Source organism: Devosia soli, assembly GCF_000970455.1.
GTDB classification, from domain to species: domain Bacteria; phylum Pseudomonadota; class Alphaproteobacteria; order Rhizobiales; family Devosiaceae; genus Devosia; species Devosia soli.
In genome coordinates, this window is record NZ_LAJG01000048.1 from 309,921 (window position 1) to 327,809 (window position 17,889).

Genomic DNA, 17,889 nt, shown 5'->3' on the forward strand with positions numbered 1-17,889 from the left:
ATCCCGGGCGGGGCTCAAGGCCATAATCCGATCGCCTGAGCGCCCACAGAAATCCTGCGTCGGCGGTTTGCCCCAGATCACGGACCATAGTAGGCATGACCGCGACAAGCGGGAGATGTCGATGGATTGGGACAAGCTATTGTCGAGCGAGAGGCTGGGCGACAAGAATTACCAGCCCGGGTTCAGACGCTCGATCTTCGTCCAGGATCACGACCGGATCGTATTCTCCGCGCCCTTTCGGCGTCTCGCCAACAAGACTCAGGTCCAGCCGCTCTATGAGCATGACCATGTGCATCATCGGCTGATCCATTCCATTGAGGTCGGCAGCGTGGGACGCTCGCTTGCCATGAAAATCGGCCATTGGCTCGAAGAACAACAGCATATCGCGCCAGAGGATGTCAGCAGCCTTGCCAATATCGTGCAGGCGGCGAGCGTGGCGCACGATATCGGCAATCCGCCTTTTGGCCATTCGGGCGAAGAAGCCATGGGGTCGTGGTTTGCAGAACACTTTGAAAAGACCAACGGGTACTTGGCTGATCTGGACCCGGCGCTTCGCAGCGAGTTCACGCGCTTTGAGGGCAATGCTCAAGGTTTTCGCATCGTCACCCGGCTCGAAATGTACCGCAACATGGGCGGCATGCGCCTCTCCAAAGCAACGCTTGGAGCCTTCACGAAATACCCGGTAACGGCGCACGCGCTCGACCAAATCCGGCCAAAAGCAGCCTATGTCGGCCTCAAGAAATTCGGGGTCTTCAGCGCCGAGCTTTCCCTTTTCGAGGAGGTCGCCAATTCGCTTGGCCTCGTCAGTGAAGGATCGGGCTCAGAACGGTGGTGGCGTCGGCATCCTCTGGTCTTCGTGGTCGAGGCGGCAGACGACATCTGCTACAATATTGTCGACCTCGAAGATGCCTTCACGACGGGCGAACTGCCCTTCGACACGGTCAGGAAACTGCTCCACGAAGTTGCCGGCAAGCCCAATCGCGACGTTACTGGCTACAGCCAGGCCGAACACATCGCCCTGCTTCGCGCCCTCGGTATCGGAAAGGCGATCGATAGTTGCGTTACAGCGTTCATCGACAACTACGACGCCATCATGGCGGGGACCTTCTCCCAATCGCTGACTGAAGCAGGCCCCTTGGCACCGCTGTTTCAAAAAATCCGCAAGCTATCGCGCGATCAGATCTTCACCGCCCGTCGCAAGACTGAACTCGAGCTTTCCGGACGCCGCACGATTGGGAATGTCATGTCGGGCATCTTGCCAGTCTACGAAGACCTGGCGCGGGTCAAATGGGACGCTAACAAACTCAGCGACCACAGCCGCCAACTCCAGCGCGCGCTGGATCTCGATCTGCGGGAGATAACGAGCCCGTCGCAGGCGCTGCATGCTCTTGCTGATTTCACCTCGGGCATGACGGACCGCTATGCGCTTCGCATCTCGCGAATGCTCTCCGGAACCTGAAACATCCATTTCCGACGATCTTGCCGCAGCAGCTTTCTGTCCCGCCCGTCGTTGTTGAGTGAGACGCTGGGTCACCATTGCGCGTTGTGAACCGCCGCATTAGCGTCTTTCGGAATTGCCCTGCACGGGGCCCAGAGTAAAGCGTCATGACCACCCCTACCGCCCCCGGCGCCCCGGGCCTTAACCCCACATGGTCTTCCAGCGACAAGGACATGATCACGACCGAGCTTGGCGCGAGCCGTGTCTGGGCAACCCTCGGTCATGGCATCGTAAACGAGGTCTATTGGCCCTCGACAGGCCGCCCACAGATCCGAGATCTCGGCTTCATCATTGCGCACAAGGGCGGATGGACCGAAGTCAAGCGCGCCGACACCTATCTCTTCTCGCTTCCAAAACCCTATGTTCCGCTGCCGACTGTCGTTCATGAGGGAGAACATTACCGGCTCGAACTGGAAGTCCTGCCGCACCCGCTGCGCGATTGTCTCCTCATCCGATATGCCCTTTCGGGGGAAGATGCGCGGCTCTACGTCCTCCTCGCGCCCCATCTCGATGGTGCACGCGAAAATGATGCGGTGGCCGGCAAGGATCTTTCGGCCACCCACAATGCCACGGCTCTCTGTCTCCGCGCCGATGGCGGATTTTTGCGCACCAGCGCCGGCTTTGTCGGTACGTCCGATGGCTGGCAGGATTTTTCCGCCAATGGGGGCATGACCTGGACTTTTCCCGAGGCCAAAGGCGGCAATGTCGCTCTCATGGGCGAACTCGCCTCGGACAATGGCGTCCTCGCACTCGGCTTTTCCGAAACGCCCGAGGGCGCGCGCACGCTCGCCCGATCAAGCCTTGCGGACTCCTACGACGAGAGCCGCGATATCTTCATGAAGAGCTGGGAGGATTGGGCCCAGCACCTCCGCATACCCTATGCTTCGCCCGAGCTCGAAGAAGCCGCCCGCCGCTCGGCCATGGTCATCAAATGCCATGAAGACCGTACCTATGCGGGCGCTATGGTCGCGAGCCTTTCCGTGCCCTGGGGCTCGAGCCACGACGATGCCGGCGGCTATCATCTGGTCTGGACGCGTGACACGGTCGAAGCCGCCTTCGCCCTCATCACCGTTGGCCTATACGAAGATGCAGGCCGCACACTCGACTATCTAATCGGCACCCAGGCGGAGGACGGCAGTTGGGCGCAAAACTACTTTCCGGATGGCCGCGGCTATTGGAGCGGCAAGCAGATGGACGAGGTTGCGCTCCCCGTCATGCTCGCCGCAAAACTCCGCGCTGTGGGGCATCTCACCAATTCCCCACCCGAAGAAGAGATGGTGCGCAGCGCCATCCGCTTCATCGTCCGCAATGGCCCGATGAGCGATCAGGACCGCTGGGAAGAAAATGCGGGAGCCAGCCCCTTTACCCTCGCCATGCTGATCGTCGCGCTCGTTGTTTCGGCCGATTATTTCACCGGCGACGATCGCGACTATATCCTCTCCCTCGCCGATAGCTGGAACGAGCGCATCGAGGACTGGACCTATTCAGTCAACGGCCACCTCTGCGCCGGTCTCGACCTCCCCGGCTATTACATCCGCCTTGGACCCCGCGCGGTCGATGGCGGCATCGACGGCATCATCAGCCGCCGCAATGTCCAGCACGGCGAAACCCCGGCCGGCGATCTCATCGGCCTTGAGTTCTTGTACCTCGTCCGCACCGGCTTACGCACGGCGGAGGATCGCCGCATCGTCGATACGGTCAAGCTGATCGACGCCAAGCTGCGCGTCGAACTCCCGACCGGCATCGCCTACTATCGCTATAATGGCGATGGCTATGGCGAGCACGAAGACGGGAAACCTTTCGACGGCCTCGGCGTCGGCCGCCCTTGGCCGCTGCTTGCTGGAGAACGCGGACATTATGCGGCACTGATCGGGGAAGACCCCATGCCCTACCTAAATTCCATGCTGCGCATGACGGGCAAGGGCGGTCTCATCCCCGAACAGGTCTGGGACGGCGAACCCATGCCCGAACACGGCCTTGTCCCCGGCGAACCCTCCGGCAGCGCCATGCCCCTCGTCTGGGCCCATGGCGAACTTTTGAAACTCCTTGCGACGCAGACGACCCGCCGCCCCGCCGAACTATTCGATGTCATCGCCTCCCGCTACGCCGGCAAGCGGCCATCTGCCATGACCTGGCATTGGCGGGAATCGAGCCCCTTTACGGAAATCGCAGCGGGAAAATCCATCTCCATCGAAGCCTGCGACCCCTTCATCCTCCACTTCGGCCTGGATGGCTGGGAGCATGCTCAAGACAAAGCCTCCGTCGCCAACGGCCTCGGGATGCATTGCGTGCTGTTCACCACTGCCGACCTCGAAGGTCACAAGACGTTGGATTTCACCTTCCGCAGCGGCAACGGGGAGTGGGAAGGCAAGGATTTTGCGATTGCGCTGGCCGTGACCTAAAGCACCAGCTTCTCATCCGTCCAAAGCGCAAACCCGCCCTTGAAGGCATTGGCATTGTCGCCGCGCCTTGCCTTGGGCGGCAGGTCATCGAGCGCATCAACATTGCCGCCCCCGATCACCACATAGTCCGGCTGCAGAGCCGCCGTCAGTGTTTCGACCGCCTCGAACACATGCCGCGTCCATTTCTTGTGGCCACGTTTTTCAAGGCTCGCTTCGCCGAGATAATCCTCATAGGTCCGGCCCTTTTTATAAGGCAGGTGCGCCAGTTCCATCGGCTGCGCCACGTGCTCGACCAGCATCGCCGCCCCGAGCCCAGTGCCGAGCCCCAAAAACAGCATTCGCCCGCCATTATAGCTGCCGATCGCCTGCATCAGCGCGTCATTGATGATCCGTACCGGCTTGCCGAAGCGCTTTTCGAAATCGAACCCGACCCAGCCTGGCGCAAGGTTGTGCGGCTCGGCCAAGACCTTATTGTGCACCACCGGTCCGGGGTAGCCCATGGCGATAACGTCGAAATCGAGCCCGTCCCAGAGCGTCTCCAAGTCCGTTGCCATGGTTTCGGCATTCATCGTCGGACCCGACGCGGCCTTCCGCACCTGGCCCCCGGTATTGGCCATGATCTTGACGTGCGAGCCGCCGATATCGACGGCGAGAACCTTTTTGTCTGCCATGATCAAGCCTCCGGATCCACCCAGCCACCGGGCGGTTCAAAACCCTTCATCGCCGCCTTCGGTCCCCAAGTGCCGGGCTTATAGCGTGCCGGTGCTTCGGGATCGTCGAGGATGGGGTCGAAAATCCGCCAGGCTAGCTCCGCTGCATCCTGCCGCGTAAAAAGCTGCCGCTTGCCCGCCATCGCGTCCCCGATCAGCCGCTCATAGGGCATCATGTCGTCGGTCGTATCGTCGAGCGCGGTCAGTTCCACAGCCTCGCCGACCATGTCGCCGCCCGCTTTCTTCCGCCGCACGCCGATCCCCGTCACCACCTCCGGCCCGAGCCGGAAGCGCACATAATTGGCCTGATCCTTGGGAAACCCATCGAAGACAGCAATCGGCGGCCGGCGGAAGCGCACGATTACCTCTGTCACCTTGACCGGCAGTTCCTTACCTGCGCGGATATAGAAGGGCACGCCCTCCCAGCGCCAGGTATCGACGGCAAAGCGCAGCGCCGCGAACGTCTCGCGCGCGGATTTCGGCGCCACGCCCGGCTCGTCGAGATAGCCGTCGAACTGGCCGCGCACGACGTCCTCTTTCTTCAGCGGACGAATAGCCTTCAGAACCTGCACTTTCTCATCGCTGAGATCATCGGATTCGCCATTGATCGGCGGCTCGACGGCGAGCAGTAGCAGGACATTGAGCAAGTGGTTCTGCACCACATCGCGAATGGCCCCGACCTCGTCATAGAATTTGCCGCGGCCCTTGATGCCAAAATCCTCGGCCATCGTAACCTGGACGCTCTCGACATAATTGCGGTTCCAGATCGGTTCGATGAAAGCGTTGGCGAAGCGGATGTAGAGAAGGTTTTGGATCGCCTCCTTGCCGAGGAAATGGTCGATGCGAAACACCGCATCTTCCTCGAACACTTGATGCAGCGTCGCGTTCAGCGCCTGCGCGGTGGCCAGGTCCCGGCCAAATGGCTTCTCCACCATCAGCCGCGCGCCCTTAGCGATCCCCGCCGCCTTCAGCCCATCGGCCACCGGACCGAACAGCGATGGCGGAATGGCAAGATAATAGAGCGGATGCTTGTGCGTCCCCAAAGCCGCGCGCAGCTTTTCGAAGGTCGTGGTCTGCTTATAATCCCCCGATACATAATGCATCAGGCCCATCAGCTTGCCGAACACGGCCTCGTCCACGGTGCCAAATTGCTTGGTCACGGCATCGCGCGCCCGCTCGGCCAATTGCTCCTCGCTCCAATCGTCGAGCGCAACACCGACTACCGGCTTATCGAGATGCCCTCGCCGCACCATCTGGTAGAGCGAGGGCAGGATCATCTTGTGGGCGAGATCGCCCGTCACGCCGAAGACGACGAGCGCGTCCGAGGAAGTCCTGCGCATATTGCCCCCCTCAGTGCTTTTCGCTGTGGCCGCCAAAGGCGTAGCGCATGGCCGAGATCAGCTTGTTTGAATATTCGTCGGCATCGCGCGAGGCAAAGCGCCCAAAGAGCGCCGAGGACAAAACCGGCGCCGGCACGCCGGTCTCGACCGCCGCGCGCAGCGTCCAGCGCCCTTCACCGGAATCCGAAACCTTGCCGCCAAAATTGGTCAGTTCCGGATCGGTCTTCAGCGTCGATGCCGTCAGGTCAAGCAGCCACGAACTTATGACGCTCGCGTGCCGCCAGACCTCCGCCACCCCGCCGACATCGATATCGAACTGATAATATTGCGGATCATGGAGCGGCGCCGTCTCGGCATCCGCCGCCCGCGCTTCACTCCCCGCATCGGCGGCCTTCAAGATATTGAGGCCTTCGGCATAGGCGGCCATCAGCCCATATTCGATGCCATTGTGCACCATCTTGACGAAGTGCCCCGCGCCGCTCGCCCCGCAGTGGAGATAGCCGAGCGGCGCCGTGTCACCCGACCCGGCCTCGGCGCCGGTACCATCCTTGCCCGGCGCAAGCGAGGCAAAGATCGGCTCAAGCCGGTCAAAACTCTCTTTTGGCCCGCCGATCATCAGGCAATAGCCGCGCTCAAGGCCCCAGACCCCGCCGCTCGTCCCGACATCGACAAAGCTGATATTCTGCGCCTCAAACTCACGCGCAAGATCAACCGCATCGCGATAATAGGAATTGCCGCCATCGATGATGGTGTCGCCCGGCTGCAAATGCCCCGCAACTTCGCGGGCGATCTTGCCGGTGATCGCCGCCGGCAGCATCAGCCAGACCGAGCGCGGCGCCCGGAGCTTGCCGATCATCTCTTCCATGGAGCTGGCGCCGACCGCGCCTTCCTTGACCAGCGCCGCGATATTTTCCGGACTGACATCGAACACGACGCATTCGTGCCCGGCCTTGATCAGCCGCCGCACCATATTTGCGCCCATCCGTCCGAGCCCAACCATCGCTATCTGCATCGCTTGCTCCTACATCCTGCGCCTGCCGCGCGTCAGCTACAACGCAGGTTACAACCGGCAAGCCCGCGCATGGAGAAGAATTAATGCGCACAGCGATTGGTTTCAGAAGCGGCCCGCGGCTACCGCTCTGAGAATGTAACCCGGAATGGATCTGCCGGCCCGCCCAAGATCACCCTTCCGGCAACCGGCAGTTCGCCAAGGTTCGCATTGTGCCTTTTGGAGAGGTCGACGACGACCGTGAGCTCCGCGCCCCCAGCGCAGCGGCGGAAGCCCAGAACTTCCTTTCCGGCGTCGAATGCCTCATAGTTCCCATTGGCGAAAACGTGTGGCTGCTCACGACGGAAATGGAGGAGCCCCTGCGTCAGCGATAGCTTGCTGTCGGCTTCGCCATTTGGACTGGCCAGTCGCTTTTCCAAGGTATTGAAATCGAGCGGGCGTCGATTGTCGGGATCGACGAAACTCTGCTCCCAATCCTCCGCGCCACGATAGATATCGGGAACACCCGGGATGGTCATCTTCAGTACGGCCTGGATAAGCGCCTTTCGCCGGCCGATTTCAGCGAACTGTTTCTGGACCTTCAGGAAAGTATCGAGAAACACATCGTTGCCAATCGCGGCGTCGACGAGGTCTTTGAGGCGTCCCTCATATTCTTCGTTGTTCACGCCCCAGTCGCTGCGCTGGCGCGCCTCGCGCACCGATTTTTCCAGCGCCGCCTTTAGGCGATCGGCCAGACCTTCTGGTTCACCGGCCAGTGGCCAGCCTCCCAGTAACTGCTGGAAGAAAAGATAGAGGTCGTTGGGGTGAATTTTTTCGACCGCTGATCCCAGCCTTTCCCGCCAATCGACAATTGCCTCACTCCAGAGCACAGGCTCGTCGGCGATAGCCGAGATAATCAGGCGAATATCCTCGCCGCGCTTCGTGTCGTGGGTCGATGTCGCAATGAGGCAAAACGGGTGATTGGCGGCACGGCGTCGGTTTGCGTCATGAAAGGCCGCGATGGAAACGCTGAACCTGTCGGGATGAGCGCCAACCTCATTGAGCGACACCAAACGGTTGTAGCGATAAAGCGCCGTATCCTCGAGCCCCTTGGCCATCGCCGGCCCGGTATATTGCTGGAACTTGCCGAGAATAGCTTCGATATCGCTCGACGAGTAACCTGATCCCAGTGCCTTGAGGAGCAGGCTCTGGGCAAAGTCGAAGACTGCTGGCGGAACCTGAGGCTGGCCGCGCCGCGCTTTTGCCAAGGCAATCGAAATTTCCCGGCGATCGCGCGGCGCGGGTTCACCTTCGACATAGGTCCGATAAACCGAAAGCCGCGCGATCACCTCGCGCAATGCCCGCCGCATAGAGGCCTGCGTGAGGTCGCCAGTTTTGGGAACTGACCATGCAATCGCGGCAGCGCGTCTTGCGAGATTATCGAGTTCGATGGTGAGCTCGTTATCCATCACCCGCAACTTGCTGCGATAAGCTTCCTCTTCAGCCTCGGTTACGTCGCCGACGAATTCGGTATAAGCGCGCGTGACCGCGTCCTCCCCATCGGCCCGCGTCAAAAGCCGGGTGAGTTGCGCCCCGACCTCATAGCCTGTCGTCCCCTCGATCGGCCAGTCTGCCCGCAGATACTCGTGCGGGGCGAGAATTTTCTCGATGTAGAGGAGGATCGGCCGCGGCACCTTGGCCCGCAGCGTCTGGAGATAGCCGGTCGGATCTCGCAAGCCATCGACATGGTCGATGCGTAAACCATCGACCAACCCTTCGGTGATGAGCCGGAAAATGAGCCGGTGCGCATGATCGAACACGTCTTCCCGGTCGATCCTGATCCCGGCAAGTTCGTTGTTGATGAAGAAGCGTCGATAGTTGATCTCATCCGGCGCGACCGCGAAATGCGACAGCCGCCAATATTGCTGGCCGATCAGTTCATCGAGCTTATCGGCAGACGAATGGGCCTCGATAACCGCCTCAACCGACCTATGTGCTTTAACAAGACGTTGCGCATCTTCGGGACGGATCGGTAGCTTTTCCTTGTCGTAAGCCCAAACCGCGAAGCCGTCGCCATCGGCCTTGAGAGCAAGATCGCCCCCCGCCAGGGCTTCAGCATAGGATGTGCCGAGAAACGGCACCAAGAGCTTGTTGGCCATGCCCGGACGTGGCGGATTCCAGTCGATATCGAACCAATCGGCGTATTGGCTATTCGGTCCGCGTTTGAGAACATCGAGCCAGAGCGGGTTATCGGCGCCGCCAACGCCCATGTGGTTTGGCACGAAATCGAGGATGATTCCCATATCCCGGGCGCTGAGCGCTGCATGGAGCTGGCGAAACTCCTCCTCCGTGCCGAGCTCAGGATTGATGACGGTGTGGTCGACCGTGTCATAGCCGTGCGTACTGCCCGGCTGCGCCTTGAGGATCGGCGAGAGATAGACATGGCTGACCCCGAGCGCCTCCAGATATGGAACAAGCGCAATGGCATGCCGAAACGTAAAATCCTGGTTTAGCTGCAAACGATAGGTCGCGCGGAGACTAGTCATGCATTTACCTCGCTCCGCAGCAACACGGCACAGTCGCTGGGCAGGATCCAAAATTTATCGGGTTCGACGGGACGCCGGCCGGCGCCGTCATAGTCCGGATGTTCGCTTGACCAGGTTGGCAGCCAGCGATGGCCATCAGGCGGCGCCAGAAGCGGTTCGGGGATAACCGACATGTGCAAGTCCCGCCCGAGATTGAGAAGCAGAAGGCGATGGCCGCCGGGCTCCGGGGTCAGGAAGCGCAGGAGGATCGCTGCATCGCCAAGCACAGCTCCATCGATGCGCCGCTCTGTCCTGTGAGAAAACGTCGGATCACCGCGCCGCAATGCCAAAAGATCGCGATGTAGCGCGAGCAAGCCATCGTGCTTTTGCGTTTCCGACCAATCAAGCTTGCTGCGCTCAAAGGTCGTCCGGTCTGAAGGATCAGGCAGTTTCGAAGCCATGGCCGGATCGCGAACGCCTGGGAAATTCTCAAGAGACTCCCTGCGCCCTTTGGCGACGGCTCTGGCCTCGTTGCCATCGATGCCGAAGAAATAAAGGAAAGGATTGGTCGCCCCGAATTCCTGTCCTTGGAAGAGGCACGGTGTTTGCGGCCCGAGAAGGAGAAGGCTCGTGACGGCGCGAAGACGTGCAGGCGTCAGGAGGGTGCTGAGCCGGAACCCGCGCGCGGAATTGGCCACCTGATCGTGGTTTTCGAGAAAATGCACGAAATGTTGGGCATGCGTGTCGAGATTGTAGGTGCCATATGCCTTGTCGCGCATATCCGAGCGCTGGCCCTGATAAAGAAACCCATACTTCAGCGCCGAGACGAGTTCCTGCGGAGTGCCGCGGTAGTCGCGGTAATAGAAATCATCATGGCCGGTGCTCGCAACGCGCACAGAATGCTGGAAATCGTCGCTGACCATGGCGTCGACGCCATGCCCACCCTCGCTTGCCGGCAGGACCATCCGCCGCTCCTGCGGCTGGTTCTCGACGACAATATAGGCCGACCGCGGAGCCGCCGCGTTTCGCACCGCTCGCGTCAATTTGGTCAAAATGTGCTCTTCGCTGTCATCGAACATGGCCTGGGCCGCATCGATCCGCAGGCCATCAACGTGAAAATCTTCGATCCAATAGACAGCGTTACCGATGACGAATTCGCGCACCGCGCGCGCTTCCGGGCCGTCGAAATTGAAGCTCGCGCCCCATTCGCTTTCGAATTTGTCGGTCAGATACCCATCGCCATAAGCGGTATAATGCTCGCCAAGCCCGACATGGTTGTAAACAACATCGAGGATAACCCCGATGCCGCACGCATGCGCTTCGTTGACGAAACGGCGCATCTCTTCGGGCGATCCATAGGGCGCAAATGGCGCATAGGGCAGGATGGTGTCGTATCCCCACCCAAACTCCCCTTTGAAGGTGCCAATCGGCATGATCTGGATAACGGTGACGCCGATCTCGCGTAGGTGTTGAAGCTTGTCCGTTGCGGCACGCCATGTTCCCTCGGGCGTGAACGTTCCGACGTGGAGCTCATAGATGACCTGGTTGTCACGAGGAACGCCCTGCCACTGGTCGTCAGTCCAACGGAAGGCGGGATCGACAACTACGGAAGGGCCAGCACTTCCTTCCGGCTGCCAGCGTGAAGCAAGATCGGGAACATCCTTGCCATCATCGAAACTGAAGAAGTAGCGCGCGCCAGCGCCGACATCTTCGATTGTCGCGGCGAAATAGCCTTCGCCCAATGCATCGAGCGAATGACGCCCCTTACCCACAATATCGACGGCAGCCGACTTCTTACCAGGCGCCCAGGCGGAAAACCGAGTTCCGGTCTTTCCGAGGAGCGCGCCAAACTGAAACGGTGGGGGCATGGAGCACTGGGTTGCGAGAAAGGAGAGACCACAGAACGGCTTGCCTCACCCGCGGTTCCACCATCGCTCCTGTCTCAAACCGGGTCGTCCGGCTTTCGATCAGGTGAAGACCGGCTCCTCATGCAAGGCAATGCCGAACCGCTCCATAACTGTCGCCTTGATATGCGCTGCCAGCGCCGCGATGTCTTCGGCCGCGGCGCCGCCGAGGTTGATCACGACCAGCGCATGGCGATCGGAAACGCCCGCCTTGCCAAGCCGAAAACCCTTCAATCCGCTCTGCTCGATCAGCCAGCCGGCAGAAAGCTTCGTCCGGCCATCGGCTTGCGAAAAATTGGGGGCGTTCGGAAACCGCGCCAGCAGCGGCGTCACTTCTTCGAGGCTGACAATCGGGTTCTGGAAGAACGAACCGGCATTGGGTGTCACCCGCCAATCGGGCAATTTGGAATTGCGGATGGCAACGACCCGCTCCATGACGGCCTTGGGATCGAGCCGGGGCAGATCGGCGAGTTCGGAGAGCCCGGCAAAGCGCAGGTTCGGCGTCCACGGCTTCTTGAGCCGCAAGCGGAGCGAAACGACCACATAGCGACCCGGCTCATGCTTGAAGACGCTGTCGCGATAGGCAAACGCGCACTCGTCAAGAGCAAATGTCCGCAACGACCTGGTCTTGGTGTCGAAGGCGACAAGGCTCTCGAAGACGTCGGCGACTTCCGCGCCATAGGCGCCGATATTCTGGACCGGCGCCGCGCCAACGGTACCAGGGATGCCGGCAAGATTTTCGATGCCACCAAAACCCTGCGCGACTGTCCAGCCCACGAAATCATGCCACACTTCGCCGGCCGCTGCCTCGACAACGACGTGACCATCCGTGTTCTCGACAAGGAACTTTCCCTTCGATGCGATGATGGCCGTAATGCCATCAAACTCCGGGGCCAGAACGACATTGCTCCCACCCCCAAGGATGCGCAGTGGCAGGCCACGAGCCTCGGCAAGCGCGAACAACGCCGCGATGCTTTCTGTCGTCTCGAGCACAACACCGAACCGCGAAGCCGCCTTCAGCGCGAGAGTGTTGCGGCCTGAGAGGTCGAAGTCAGGAATCAGGGTGAGTTCGGTTTCGGTCATGGACGGGTTATAGGCGGGCAGCGCCGGTTGTTCTAGCCGATGCGTCCGCCGAGTTCGTCCTCGATATGGGCGCGGATAATGTCATCGAAATTTTTCTCGGCGACGAAGCCAAGGCTTTCCGCACGCTTGGCAGAAAAGGCCTGAGGCCAACCGGCGACGATAAGGGCGATGGTTTCGTCCGGCACATGGCGGATGAGCGACACCGCCTTATCCCCGGCAACGCGCCGCAGCGCTTCTATCTCCTCGCCAACCGTAGCAGCCAGCCCCGGCATGGTGAGGCTCCGGCGCTGGCCAAGGCCCGATGTGTCGAGCTGAGCGGCATGGAGCAAGAAATTCACGGCCGCGCGCGGGCTCGCGAACCAATGGCGGACGCCTTCGTCGACGGGAAGCACGGCTTCAAGACCAGCGAGAGGCTCCCGAATGATGCCCGAAAAAAAGCCCGATGCAGCCTTGTTCGGCTTGCCCGGCCGCACAGTGATGGTCGGCAGGCGAATGCCGATCCCATCCACGAAGCCGCGGCGGGAATAATCGGCGAGCAGCAGCTCGCAGATCGCCTTTTGCGTTCCATAGGAGGTCAGCGGGGTCAGTGGAAATTCATCGGGGATTTCGGGCGGCAGCGGCTCCCCGAAAACGGCGATCGAGGAAGTGAACACGAGGCGTGGACAGTAGTCGGGCTGCTGACGGATCGCTTCGAGAAGATGCCGCGTACCGTCGAGATTGATGCGATAGCCTTTCTCAAAATCGGCCTCTGCTTCGCCGGACACAATAGCGGCGAGCTGGAAGATCAAGTCCGGTCGCTCGGCTAGGAGCTTGGTGGCAGCTTCCGGAGCGGAAAGATCGACGGCATGAGAGGCGATCGGAATGCTCGTTGCAGGCGCTTCGGCAGCAACGATATCGGCCAGTATAATCTGCGCGATCGCGCGATCGCCAATCCTGCCGTTCTTTAGCAGGGCCGCCGTCAGCTTGCGGCCGACCATACCGGCTGAGCCGATCACCAAAACCTTCATGCCATCCTCCAAAGCAAATCGGCGCCCGAAGGCGCCGACCGAGCTTTTCACATCTCGCTTCGGATCAGAAGCGGTAGCGCAGAGAGGCGCGCAGTTCGTGAATGAAGTTGTTGTTGATGATATAGGCGTTGGCAAGGTTCGCCGGCTGGCTCATCACCTTGTTCATGTAGATGCCGCGATAGCCGAGATCGGCCACATGGGAGCCAAAATCGTAGCTCACGCCGGCCATGACAGCGCCGGCACCTTCGAGCGAGGTGCCCCAGGCATGCTGCGTGCTGCCATCCATGACTTCGGAATAGTTCTTGGCGACACCGAGACCGGCACCGACATAAGCGCCGAAGCCGCCCGCGCCATAGCCGTTACCCGATAGGCTGAAGTCGTAGTAAAGGTTGGCGAGCGCCAGACCCGAACGCAGGTTTACCGAGTACCCGTTGGTGGTCGCAAGGCCACCATAGTTGAGGTAGTCGATGGTGACGTCGGCACGAATACCGTGACCGCTATCGTAACCGACACCAGCGCCGACGCTATAGCCGTAGCCCCACTTGTCGAACGTGGTGGTCGCGCAGTTACAATAGATCGCGTCCTGGGCCGTCCAGGCGCCGCCGGCAACGCTGCCGCGGAGGTAGAGGCCGCCCGAGACGCCATAATCCACATCCGGCACTTCGATGACGGGGGGATAATAGGGAACGAGGTCCGCGGCAATTGCCGGGCCTGCGACTGCTGAACCCGCCAGCAGGAACGCAGCAATGAGCTTGCGCATGAATTCAGTCCTTTATTTGCCACGACTCTTCGTCGATTAACGGCAAATATCGGGCAAACTCGTTAAAGCACGTTTAACCCTAAGCCCGGCTTAACCCTCCTGTTTAACCCTAATAGGATTGATACGCATCTCAGGCGATCTTGAGGATCGCTGCCTCGACTTGGCCGACCACGTTTTCGACCAGCGCGGCATCATCGGCCTCGCCCATGACACGGATCACCGGCTCCGTGCCCGACGGACGAACGACAATACGGCCAGCGGCGCCGAGCATGGACTGTGCGTCGGCGATGGCCTGCTTGACGTGCTTGTCATCGAGCGGCTTGCCGGACTTGAAGCGGACATTGCGCAAGAGCTGCGGCACGCGCTCGAAGCGGTGGCAGATTTCCGAGATCGGGCGATTTTGCTGCTTGAGCACAGCCAGCAATTGCAGCGCCGCAACAAGACCGTCGCCCGTCGTCGTGAAATCGGAAAGGATGATATGGCCGGACTGTTCACCGCCGACATTGAAGCCTTTGTTACGCATGGTCTCAAGCACGTAGCGATCGCCCACCTGCGTCCGCTCGAGTGTCAGACCTAAGCCACCAAGATAGCGTTCGAGCCCGAGATTGCTCATGATGGTCGCAACGATCCCGCCGCCGACCAGCATCTCGCGCTCAAGCCAGCTGTGTGCGATAACGGCCATGAACTGGTCGCCGTCGACCACATTGCCCTTCTCGTCGATGATGATGACGCGATCCGCGTCGCCGTCGAGCGCGATACCGATATCGGCACGCACTTCCTTGACTTTGGCCGAAACCGCTTCCGGCGCGGTCGAGCCGACCTTGTGATTGATGTTATAACCGTTCGGCTCATCGCCAATGGCAATGACCTCTGCGCCCAGTTCCCAGAGGGCGACCGGAGCAACCTTATAGGCCGCACCATTGGCGCAATCGACAACGACGCGAAGGCCGGAAAGGTCAATGCTGCGCGGCAATGTGCGCTTGGCATATTCGATATAGCGGGTGCTAGCGGCTTCGTCGCGGTGAGCCCGGCCGATCTGCATGCCATGTGCAAGAAGCTTGGTCATGTCCGTATCGATCAGCCGCTCGATTTCGGCCTCGATCTCGTCGCTGAGCTTGTAGCCATCCGGGCGGAAGAACTTGATGCCATTGTCTTCGTAAGGGTTATGCGACGCCGAAATCATCACGCCAAGGTCGGCGCGCAGCGAGCGCGTCAGCATGGCGACGGCAGGCGTCGGCATGGGACCAAGGAAGTAGACGTCCATCCCCACGGCTGTGAAGCCAGCCGCCAGCGCGCTCTCGAGCATATAGCCGGAGCGGCGCGTATCCTTGCCGATGACGACCCGATTGCGATGATCGCCGCGTACGAACTTGGTGCCGGCAGCCATGCCGACCTTCATAGCGAGCTCTGGCGTCAGCTTCTCGCCATTGGCCATGCCGCGAATGCCATCGGTGCCGAAATACTTGCGCGCCATCTTGGTCTCCCGAGAAATGGTCTCATGCGGCTAATACCACTTTTGCCCGGAGTAGCGCATGCCGCAGCATAAGGAAAGGGCCACCCTGGGGTGGCCCTAACGAAGTCCTTCAGCTCTCAGGCTGCGGTTCCATGCCTGGCTCGGGCGGGGCGTCGGGACGCTTCTTCCCGGATTTGCCGGCGGTGGGCACGCCCGTCGCCTTGGGAACAGCAGGACCGCTATCGTCCGGACGAATCGGCTGCTTGCCATCCATAAGGGCGCGCAGCTCGTCGCCCGTCAGCGTTTCATATTCGAGCAGCGCCTGCGCAATCGCTTCCCACTGATCGTGGTAAGTGGTCAGGATATCGCGCGCCGAGGCTTCACCATCTTCAATGAGCTTGCGCACTTCCTGGTCGATAAGCTTGGCGGTTTCATCCGACATGTTGGTCGACTGGGTCACCGAATGACCAAGGAAGACTTCCTGATCGTTCGACTTGTAGCGCACGCGGCCGAGACGCTCGCTCATGCCCCATTCCATTACCATCGAACGGGCAAGACTCGTTGCCATTTGGATATCGCCAGATGCACCCGAAGTAACCTTTGCGGGGCCGAACTTGATGATCTCGGCTTCGCGACCACCGAACAGCATGGTCAGACGCGCCAGCGCCTTTTCCCGGCTGAAAGAATAGGTGTCGTTCTCGGGTAGGGTCATCACCATGCCCAGCGCGCGGCCGCGCGGAATGATCGTCGCCTTATGGATCGGGTCGATGCCGGCAACCTTGAGCGCGATGATGGCGTGGCCAGCTTCGTGATAGGCAGTCAGCTTCTTTTCGTCATCAGTCATGGCCATGGTGCGGCGCTCTGCGCCCATCATGATCTTGTCCTTGGCGTCCTCGAATTCCTGGTGCGTGACGAAGCGCTTGTTCTTGCGCGCCGCCATCAGGGCGGCTTCATTGACAAGGTTCATCAGGTCCGCGCCCGAAAAACCAGGCGTACCACGAGCGAGAACTTTCAGATCGACGTCAGGAGCCAACGGCACCTTGCGGACGTGAACCTTGAGAACCTTTTCGCGGCCCGACACATCCGGGTTCGGCACGACGACTTGACGGTCGAAACGGCCGGGACGGAGGAGCGCAGGGTCGAGAACGTCGGGGCGATTGGTCGCGGCGATCAGGATGATGCCTTCATTGGCTTCAAAGCCATCCATCTCGACGAGGAGCTGGTTGAGGGTCTGTTCGCGTTCATCGTTGCCGCCGCCAAGGCCCGCACCACGCTGGCGACCGACGGCATCGATTTCGTCGATGAAGATGATGCACGGAGCATTTTTCTTCGCCTGTTCGAACATGTCGCGGACGCGGCTCGCGCCGACACCGACGAACATTTCAACAAAGTCAGAACCGGAAATCGTGAAGAACGGCACATTGGCTTCGCCGGCGACCGAACGCGCAAGCAGCGTCTTACCGGTACCCGGAGGACCGACAAGCAGAACGCCGCGCGGAATGCGGCCGCCAAGACGCTGGAACTTGCCCGGATCGCGTAAGAACTCGACGATCTCCTCAAGATCTTGCTTCGCCTCATCCACGCCGGCGACGTCCTCAAACGTCACCTTGCCCTGGGTCTCAGTCAGCAGCTTGGCGCGCGACTTGCCAAAGCCCATCGCGCCGCCACGGCCACCGCCCTGCATCTGGCGTATGAAGAAGAACCACACGCCGATGATGACGATAAAGGGAAGCCAGGACGACAGGAGGATCGACCAGAACGGGCTCGATTCAGGCGCGCGCGCCGTGATCGACACGTTCTGGGTTTCAAGCCGCGAGACGACATCGGCGCCATCGGGAATGACGGTATCGAACCGGGTGCCATCCTGCAGCACGCCAGAAACGATATCGTTGGTGATCGTCACGCTCGACACGCGGCCGGCATCGACATCGCTCATGAACTGGCTGTAGCTTTTTTCACCGACCGACATTGTCCGGGTCGACGACTGGAAGACCTGGAACAGGCCCATCAGCATAAAAAGAATTACGAGCCAGATGGCAAAGTTGCGGAAATTTCCGTTCATCAATCCTGTCCCGGAGGGAGCCAGCGCGCGACGCGGCAGCATTGGGCCGAATGTAAGACCCCTATTGGGGCGTTACAAGGGCAAGACCTGCGGCGTTCAGGGCGCAACGTCCAGTCATATTGTCGCGACGGGGTTAACGGGATGTAGCGTGTCCGGT

General features: G+C 60.6%; 12 protein-coding genes. 2 read left to right on the forward strand and 10 right to left on the reverse strand.

Translation table 11 applies throughout. The annotated features are described in order from the left end of the window. Nucleotides 1-121: 121 nt before the first annotated feature. A complete protein-coding gene (gene dgt, locus VW35_RS19985) occupies nucleotides 122-1,459 on the forward strand; it encodes a dGTP triphosphohydrolase (protein WP_046144936.1) in 1,338 nt (445 codons plus the stop codon). Between the two features lie 146 nt (nucleotides 1,460-1,605). Continuing rightward, the gene (locus VW35_RS19990; RefSeq protein ID WP_046144825.1) at nucleotides 1,606-3,900 is read left to right on the forward strand and encodes a glycoside hydrolase family 15 protein; all 2,295 of its coding nucleotides are present in this window, start codon (nucleotides 1,606-1,608) and stop codon (nucleotides 3,898-3,900) included. Here VW35_RS19990 and VW35_RS19995 read toward each other — a convergent pair. The 10 genes from VW35_RS19995 to ftsH form a co-directional block, all read right to left on the reverse strand. Next, on the reverse strand, nucleotides 3,897-4,571 hold the full coding sequence (locus tag VW35_RS19995; RefSeq protein WP_046144826.1) for an ROK family protein: 675 nt from the start codon (nucleotides 4,569-4,571) through the stop codon (nucleotides 3,897-3,899). The genes VW35_RS19990 and VW35_RS19995 overlap by 4 nt on opposite strands. A gap of 2 nt (nucleotides 4,572-4,573) precedes the next feature. Beyond that, the gene (gene zwf / locus VW35_RS20000; RefSeq protein WP_046144827.1) at nucleotides 4,574-5,950 is read right to left on the reverse strand and encodes a glucose-6-phosphate dehydrogenase; all 1,377 of its coding nucleotides are present in this window, start codon (nucleotides 5,948-5,950) and stop codon (nucleotides 4,574-4,576) included. Nucleotides 5,951-5,960: 10 nt separating this feature from the next. Next, nucleotides 5,961-6,962, reverse strand: a complete 1,002-nt coding sequence (gnd, locus tag VW35_RS20005) for a phosphogluconate dehydrogenase (NAD(+)-dependent, decarboxylating) (protein WP_046144828.1) — start codon at nucleotides 6,960-6,962, stop codon at nucleotides 5,961-5,963. 119 nt (nucleotides 6,963-7,081) lie between these two features. Next, nucleotides 7,082-9,484 carry a malto-oligosyltrehalose synthase gene (treY, locus tag VW35_RS20010; RefSeq protein ID WP_052951894.1) on the reverse strand — a complete coding sequence of 801 codons (2,403 nt, stop codon included), beginning with the start codon at nucleotides 9,482-9,484 and terminating at the stop codon, nucleotides 7,082-7,084. After that, entirely contained in the window at nucleotides 9,481-11,331 is a 1,851-nt protein-coding gene (gene treZ, locus VW35_RS20015) for a malto-oligosyltrehalose trehalohydrolase (RefSeq protein WP_046144829.1), read from the reverse strand. Before treZ ends, treY begins: the two co-directional genes overlap by 4 nt. A 99-nt stretch (nucleotides 11,332-11,430) precedes the next feature. Then, a complete protein-coding gene (murB, locus tag VW35_RS20020) occupies nucleotides 11,431-12,450 on the reverse strand; it encodes a UDP-N-acetylmuramate dehydrogenase (protein ID WP_046144830.1) in 1,020 nt (339 codons plus the stop codon). A 32-nt stretch (nucleotides 12,451-12,482) separates the two neighbouring features. Further along, entirely contained in the window at nucleotides 12,483-13,457 is a 975-nt protein-coding gene (denD, locus tag VW35_RS20025) for a D-erythronate dehydrogenase (protein ID WP_046144938.1), read from the reverse strand. Nucleotides 13,458-13,521: 64 nt separating this feature from the next. Continuing rightward, nucleotides 13,522-14,217 (reverse strand): outer membrane protein, encoded by a 696-nt coding sequence (locus tag VW35_RS20030; RefSeq protein WP_046144831.1) that lies wholly within the window; start codon nucleotides 14,215-14,217, stop codon nucleotides 13,522-13,524. A gap of 130 nt (nucleotides 14,218-14,347) precedes the next feature. Further along, complete coding sequence (gene glmM / locus VW35_RS20035; RefSeq protein ID WP_046144832.1) at nucleotides 14,348-15,691, reverse strand: phosphoglucosamine mutase; 1,344 nt, start codon at nucleotides 15,689-15,691, stop codon at nucleotides 14,348-14,350. 109 nt (nucleotides 15,692-15,800) lie between these two features. Next, nucleotides 15,801-17,732: an ATP-dependent zinc metalloprotease FtsH gene (gene ftsH, locus VW35_RS20040; RefSeq protein ID WP_046144833.1), complete on the reverse strand. Its 1,932-nt coding sequence runs from the start codon at nucleotides 17,730-17,732 to the stop codon at nucleotides 15,801-15,803. Between the last annotated feature and the right edge of the window lie 157 nt (nucleotides 17,733-17,889).